General features: G+C 70.3%; 7 protein-coding genes. 5 read left to right on the plus strand and 2 right to left on the minus strand.

The genetic code is table 11. The features are described 5' to 3' along the window. The first annotated feature begins 123 nt into the window (after window positions 1–123). Window positions 124–798, plus strand: a complete 675-nt coding sequence (locus AC1D15_RS13145; protein WP_477826325.1) for a TetR/AcrR family transcriptional regulator — start codon at window positions 124–126, stop codon at window positions 796–798. An 11-nt stretch (window positions 799–809) separates the two neighbouring features. On the opposite strand, the gene AC1D15_RS13150 is transcribed toward AC1D15_RS13145, so the two are convergent. Both AC1D15_RS13150 and AC1D15_RS13155 read right to left on the minus strand, forming a co-directional pair. Beyond that, entirely contained in the window at window positions 810–1,256 is a 447-nt protein-coding gene (locus AC1D15_RS13150; RefSeq protein ID WP_477826326.1) for a hypothetical protein, read from the minus strand. A 272-nt stretch (window positions 1,257–1,528) separates the two neighbouring features. Beyond that, window positions 1,529–2,635, minus strand: a complete 1,107-nt coding sequence (locus AC1D15_RS13155; RefSeq protein WP_477826327.1) for a beta/gamma crystallin-related protein — start codon at window positions 2,633–2,635, stop codon at window positions 1,529–1,531. A 155-nt stretch (window positions 2,636–2,790) separates the two neighbouring features. Between AC1D15_RS13155 and AC1D15_RS13160 the strand changes: the two genes are divergently transcribed. From AC1D15_RS13160 to AC1D15_RS13175, 4 genes are all read left to right on the plus strand, one after another. Continuing rightward, window positions 2,791–3,465 carry an HAD family hydrolase gene (locus AC1D15_RS13160; RefSeq protein WP_477826328.1) on the plus strand — a complete coding sequence of 225 codons (675 nt, stop codon included), beginning with the start codon at window positions 2,791–2,793 and terminating at the stop codon, window positions 3,463–3,465. Between the two features lie 41 nt (window positions 3,466–3,506). Further along, window positions 3,507–4,544 (plus strand): hypothetical protein, encoded by a 1,038-nt coding sequence (locus AC1D15_RS13165; RefSeq protein ID WP_477826329.1) that lies wholly within the window; start codon window positions 3,507–3,509, stop codon window positions 4,542–4,544. Next, on the plus strand, window positions 4,541–5,533 hold the full coding sequence (locus AC1D15_RS13170) for a LacI family DNA-binding transcriptional regulator (RefSeq protein ID WP_047503284.1): 993 nt from the start codon (window positions 4,541–4,543) through the stop codon (window positions 5,531–5,533). The genes AC1D15_RS13165 and AC1D15_RS13170 overlap by 4 nt, the downstream gene beginning before the upstream one ends. A gap of 126 nt (window positions 5,534–5,659) precedes the next feature. After that, window positions 5,660–6,910, plus strand: coding sequence for an ABC transporter substrate-binding protein (locus AC1D15_RS13175; protein WP_465115031.1), 1,251 nt, complete (start codon window positions 5,660–5,662; stop codon window positions 6,908–6,910). Window positions 6,911–7,005: the final 95 nt, after the last annotated feature.

The following is a 7,005-nucleotide window of genomic DNA, read 5'->3' on the forward strand; positions in this document are numbered from 1 at the left end:
CGTGGCGGGGGACGGGACGGAACTCATTGACAGCAGCGCGGCGCCGGTGAAAGATCGAATCCCGGTTCATCAGATGAATCCGGATTCATAGCTTAGGCGACCCGATCCACTTGATCAACCCGCATGGCGTATCAACGCACCCCCTACGTCGAGAGCAAGCGTGCCGAGGCGCGCGACCGCTTCGTCGAAGCCGGCCTGACGCTGCTGTCGCAGGGCGGCTGGCGCGACGTGCAGATGTCGGCCGTCGCGGCGCTGGCGGGCTTGTCGACCGGGGCGCTGTACCTGCATTTCCCGTCGAAGACGCAGCTGCTGCTGGAGCTGTACCGGGCGCAGGCGGGCAAGGAGCTGGCGGTCACGACGGCCATCGCCGCGCAGCCGGGCACGGCGCGCGAGCGGCTCGCGGCGGCCATCGGCAGCTTCGCGCAGCGCGCGCTGAACGGCGGGCGGCTGTCGTACGCGCTGGTGCTGGAGCCGACCGACAACGAGGTGGAACAACTGCGGCTGCAGTTCCATGCCGAGTTCATCGCGCTGTTCCAGAAGATCCTGGACCAGGGCCGGGCGAGCGGCGAGTTGCGAGTGGCCGACACGCGCGTGGCGGCGGCCTGCGTGTTCGGCAGCATCACCGAATCGCTGCTGCACCCGCTGGGCATGGCGGCGCAGGCGGCACGGGCGCCGGGCGACGTGCGGCGCGGACGCAAGGTGGATGCGTCGGCGCTGATCGAACCGCTGGTGGACTTCTGCTTTCACGGCGCGGCCGGCGCACCGGCCACGCGCGCCCGGCCCCGCAAATCAGGCTGAGCAGCCTGCGGTCAGCACTCGGCCAGCTTGCGCACCGATTCGGCCAGCTGCTGCATCGTCGCCACCTCCTGCCGCAACAACTCGATCTGCTGCTCCCACATTTCCAGATTGCGGTACTGCGGCGACTTCTTGCCGTAGAAGCGGCGCATGACCCACAGCCACACGCCGATCAGCAGCAGCATCGGTCCCCAGCTCGCGAGAAAGCCGAGCACCTGCGATTGCCAGGTGGGCGCCGGCGTCACGCTGCCGCGCGAATAACGCTGCTCGGCCGACACGACACGCGCGCTCATCGATGCATAGGTCGCCTTCGGTTGCGCCGCCGCGCCCTGGACGCGAAACGCGACCTCCTTCGAGGCCGGCTCGACGACGCCTTCCAGCGGGCTCGTGATCACGTCGACCACGTTCTTCTGCTCGTCGAAGAAGCGGACCTCGACCACGAGGTTATCAGCACAGGCCATGGCGGTGTTTTTCAGCACCCCCAGCGCATTGATCGTGGCGCCCCGCTCCCCGCCATTCCAGCTGAAGCTCGGCTGCACCACCTGGATCGCACTGCCGGCGTCGTCGAAATCAGGCTGCCAGGTGAACCGGTCTGCCGCAGCAGATCTGACGATTCGTGCGTGATCACCCCCGGTGTGCGATGGATCGCATGCCGCGCCACGATGGGCACGCGCGCAGCGCGTCCATCGTGTAAGCAGCCATTACCGGCTCAGGGATGCGATCAGAAACGCGCTCAGAGACGCGGTTCGCCGTTCTCGTTGACGACCACGGTGCGCCCCGGCGGCGCGGTCATCTGCACGTGGTGCTCGATGCCGCGGAACTGGTAGGCCACGTCCCAGTACTCGGGGCGGCCCTGCGCCGGCACGGCGGCGCAGCGCTGCACGTCCTGCGTGGAGACGGTGCGGCCGTCGCGGCCGACATTGGCGCCGATCACCGCACCGGCCACCGCGCCGCCGACGGTCGCGATGTCACGGCCCGAACCGCTGCCGACCTGGTGGCCGAGGATGCCGCCGACGATCCCGCCGATCACCGCCCCGCCGACGTTCGGGTCGCCGCGCTCGTTCTTCACCACCTGCTCGCGCTCGACCCAGCAGCGCTGCGCGGGTGCGGCGTAGATCGCATGCACCGCCGTCACCGGCGCCTCGAAGATGCGCTCCTGCGGGCGGCGGCGCCAGTCGTAGACCGGTGCCGGCGGCGGCGCGTAACGGCCTTCGTCATAGCGGGCCGCGGGGTGCAGCGCGCGCACCGACGACAGCCGGTCGTTCAGGCCCATCGAGCGCAGGTCGGGGTAGCGGCCCGGGCGCAGGATCACGCAGCGCCCGCTGAAGTCGGCGTGTTCGCAGGCCTCCCAGCGCTCGCCGAGCACGATCACCGACGACGCGCGGTCGTTGAAGCCGAAGCGGTCGAAGTTGACGACGTCGCGCTCGGTGCTGAACGCGCGGCCCTGGAAGCCCTCGCGCTCGAAGAAGGTGATCTGCCCGTCCATCGGCTGCGGTGCGTAGCGGCCTTCGTCATGGCGGCGGTCGCGATCGACCGGCCGGGCCGACGACAGCCTGTCGTTCATCCGCATCGAGCCGAGCGACGGGTAGCTGCCGGGGCGCAGGATGAAGCACTGTCCGCCGAACTCGATGTGCTCGCACACCTCMCAGGGCTCGCCGCGCACGACGATCGACGAGGCGCGGTCGTTGAAGCCGAAGCTGCGGAAATCGGACAACGCGTCGCGGGCGGCGAAGCTGCGGCCGCCGAAGTTGTCGTGTTCGTAGAAGGTGGCCTCGGCCGATGCGGCACTGGCGCCGATCGCGGCACACAAGGCCAGTGCGATCTTCAAGACTGCTTTCATGGGGAGTCCATCCTGGTTGGGATTCGTCGCGGGGCCGGTGCGGCCTCGCATGCGTCGGTCAACGCGCCGCGCAGAGTATCCGACGACAGGCGCGCTGCCGATTCGTCGCGGATTTACATGCAGACACGTGGCAGCCGCGTCGACAATCGCTGCCCATGTTCACCGCCGCCATCTTCGACATGGACGGGCTGCTGCTCGATTCCGAACGCACCATCATGCAGGCGTGGCTCGCGTCGGCGCGCGCGCTCGACGTGCTGCTGCACGAGACCGACTACATCGGCGTGATCGGGCTGGCCCATGCCGAATCGACCGCGCGGCTCACCGCGTTGCTCGGCAGCACCCACGACTACGAACGCGTGCAGCGCGATGCGGCACGGCGGCTCGCGCCCGAGGCCGGCACCGTGTTCGCGTTGAAGCCCGGCGCGATGGTGCTGCTGCAGGCACTGCAGCAGCGCGGCGTGCCGTGCGCGGTGGCCTCGTCGACGCACGTGGCCGAAGTGCGGCGCCGCCTCGCGGTGGCCGGCATCGACGGCTTCTTCCGCGCGGTGGCCGGCGGCGATGAAGTGCCGCGCGGCAAGCCCGACCCGGCCGTCTACCTGCTGGCCGCCCAACGCGCCGGCCTCGACCCGCGCACCTCGCTCGCCTTCGAGGACAGCGACCACGGCAGCGCCGCCGCACGCGCCGCCGGCCTGCAGGTGGTGACCGTGCCCGACCTGAAGACGCCCGACGCGGCGAGCTCGCTGCAACAACTGGCCTCGCTCGCCGACGCGCTGCAGCACCTCGACGACTGGTTCCCGCCCGCCCCCAGGAACACCCTGCCCGGGCTTTAGGCGTTTACTAAACAGCGACGGGTTTCTACACTGGCCCGATCGTGGCCTCAACGCCCTCCTCTCCCCCCACCGAAGACGCTGCCCGCCGGCTGCGCTGGGCGCATGGCGATGCGGAGTTGCATGCCTTCGGCGGCATGCTGGCGCCGGTGCGCTTCCGGGCCGCTGGGCGGGCGGATTTCTCGCCGCTGCACGTGGCGCCGTGGGCTGACGATCCACAGGCCCACCAGCAATGGCCCGGCCTGCTGGGCCGCTTGCGCGGCGAGTGGCCGTGCGTGCCGTTCGGGCGCTGCGATCGGCCCGACGGACTGCCGGGCACCTGGCAGGCCCGCCAGCCCGCCGACGACTGGGCGCACGGCTACGCGTCGCACCACCGCTGGCAGTGGCTGGCCTCGGATGCGCTGTCGCTCGCGCTGCACATCCAGATGCCGCCCGGGCACCCGGTGCAGCGCCTGACCCGCACCGTGCGCGCGGTGGCCGATGCACCTGCGCTCGAGATCACGCTGCAGATCGACGCCCGCAAGCCGTGCCGCCTGCCGGTCGCGCTGCACCCGACGCTGCGGCTCGACCTCGGCTGCGTGGCGCTCGACCTGCATCACGACGGCCCGGGCTTCGCCTACCCGGTGCCGACCGAGCCGGGCCGCTCGCGGCTCGCGCCCGGCGCACGCTTCGAGCAGCTGGGCGCAGTACCACTGGCCGACGGTTCGACGAGTGGCCCCACGGGCGACYTCGCCCATTTCCCGCAGCCGGCCGATGGCGAGGACCTGCTGCAGCTGATGGACATCGTCGGCCCGGTAAGCGCCCGCTACCTCGACGCCGGCTGGTCGCTGACGCTCGATTGGGACCGCGCGCTGCTGCCCGACCTGATGCTGTGGGTGAGCCACCGGGGCCGGCTCGCGCCGCCGTGGAACGGCCGGCACCTCGCGCTCGGCGTCGAGCCGGTGAACGGCGCCTGGGACCTGGGCCGCATCGGGCGCCCGCCGGCCGATCACCCGCTCGCGGCGCGCGACGGCATCGCGCTGCACCCCGACGAGCCGTGCGTGATCCGCCATCGCCTGTCGGCCCGGCCGCTGAACCCATGAACTCCGATGGCGTGACCATCCGCGACATCGCCGAGGCGGCCGGCGTCTCGATCGGCACCGTCTCGCGCGCGCTGAAGAACCAGCGCGGCCTCTCCGACGAGACGCGCCGCCAGGTGCGCGAGGTCGCCCGCAACCTCGGCTACGACCCCGGCCGGCTGCGCTCGGCCAAGGCGCGGCGGCTGCTCTTCATGGTGCACCGCCACCACAGCAGCTTCTCGCTGAACCCGTTCTTCTCGCAGGTGATGCATGGCGTCGAAGAGGCCTGCCGCGAGTTCGGCGTGGTGCCCACCGTGCTCAGCGCCGGCCCGGCCGACCCGGTGCGCCAGCTGCTGCGCCTGCACGAGCCCGACGCGCTGATGGCCGCCGGCTACTTCGAGGCCGAGGTGGTCGACCTGCTGCGCGCGATGGACCTGCCGCTCGCGCTGGTCGATTTCTGGATGCCGGGCTGCCGCGCGGTGAACCCCGACAACGCGCAGGGCGGCTACCTCGCGACGCAGCACCTGCTGGCGCAGGGCTACCGGCGCATCGCCTACCTCGCCGGCTCGCTGGCGCACTTCAGCATCCGCGAGCGCGAGCGCGGCTACCGGCGCGCATTGTTCGAGGCCGGCGTGCTGGCCGACCCCGATCTCGAAGTGGTCGCCCCGCCCGGCCTGGACACGTCGGCCGGCGCCGAGGCCGCGATGCGCGAGCTGCTGAAGCTGCGCCCGCGCCCCGATGCCGTGTTCGCCTACAACGACATGGCCGCGCTGGCCGCGATCCGCGTCTGCCAGGCGGCCGGGCTGCGCGTGCCGCAGGACATCGCCTTCGTCGGCTTCGACGACATCGCCGCCGCCGGCTACGGCACGATGGGGCTGACGACGATGCGCGTCGACAAGGAGGCGCTCGGCCGCACCGGCGTCGAGATGGTGATGCGGGGGGACGACATGCCGCAGGACATCGTTCAGCCGGTCGAACTCGTCGTTCGCGACAGCTCCTGTTCACCTCGCTAAACAGGGCTTGTTTCGCGATCTGCGCTGACTCTTGCGCGGGAATCCCCCGTCAGAACGTTCGGCGTGGCGGCCTATCCTGACCGGCGTGACCTCGACGTCACACCCCTACAAGCAGGAGACAAGCGAATGACACGTCACCCTCTGAAGACATTCGTCGCGGCCGCATGCGCGCTCGCGTTCTCGGGCCTCGCGTCCGCGCAGCAAAGCGTGGAGGTGCTGCACTGGTGGACCTCCGGCGGCGAGGCCGCGGCGCTGAACGTGCTGAAGGGCAACCTCGAGAAGCAGGGCGTCAAGTGGAACGACATGCCGGTGGCCGGCGGCGGCGGCGAGGCCGCGATGACGGCCGTGCGCGCCCGCGTGACCGCCGGCAACCCGCCGACCGCCGTGCAGCTGCTCGGCTTCGACATCCAGGACTGGGCCAAGCAAGGCGTGCTGGCCGACCTGAACGCGGTCGCCGCGAAGGAAGGCTGGGACAAGGTCGTGCCGGGCGCGCTGCAGGCGTTCTCGAAGTACGACGGCAAGTGGATCGCAGCCCCCGTCAACGTGCACTCGACCAACTGGGTCTGGGCCAACAAGTCGGTGCTGGACAAGGCCGGCGTCACGACGATGCCGACCAGCTTCGACGAGTTCATCGCCGCCGCCGAGAAGGTGCAGAAGGCCGGCTTCGTCGCGCTGGCGCACGGCGGCCAGCCGTGGCAGGACGCGACGCTGTTCGACAGCGTCGTGCTGAGCACCGGCGGCATCGACTTCTACAAGAAGGTCTTCATCCAGAAGGACAAGGCCGCCCTCGGCTCGCCGACGATGCTGAAGGCCTTCGATCGCATGGGCCAGCTGCGCAAGCTGGTCGACAAGGACTTCTCCAACCGCGACTGGAACCTCGCGTCGGCGATGGTCATCAGCGGCAAGGCCGGCTTCCAGATGATGGGCGACTGGGCCAAGGGCGAGTTCGTCGCGGCGAAGAAGAAGCCGGGCGTCGACTTCATCTGCATGCGCTTCCCCGGCACCCAGGGCATGGTGTCGTTCAACTCCGACCAGTTCGCGATGTTCAAGGTCGGCGGCGACAAGGCCGCGGCGCAGGCCAAGATGGCCAGCGCGGTGATGGACCCGGCGTTCCAGTCGGCCTTCAACGTCGTCAAGGGCTCGGTGCCGGCGCGCACCGACGTGTCCGACGCGGCGTTCGACGACTGCGGCAAGAAGGGCATCAAGGACCTGGCCGAGGCCAGCGGCAAGGGCGCGCTGGTCGGCTCGATGGCGCACGGCCACGCGGTGCCGGCCGGCATCAAGAACGCGTTCTACGACGTGATCACGCGCCACTTCAACGGCCAGATCGACAGCAAGGCCGCCGTCAAGGAAATGGTCGCCGCGGTCGACAACTGATCCCTCGATGAAAGCTCCGTTGATCGCGAAGGCGGTGCTGTCGCCGAGCGTGCTGCTGATCGGCGTCTGCGTCTACGGCTACATCGCCTTCACCG

The sequence above is a fragment of the Rhizobacter sp. P2_H2 genome (assembly GCF_056403375.1).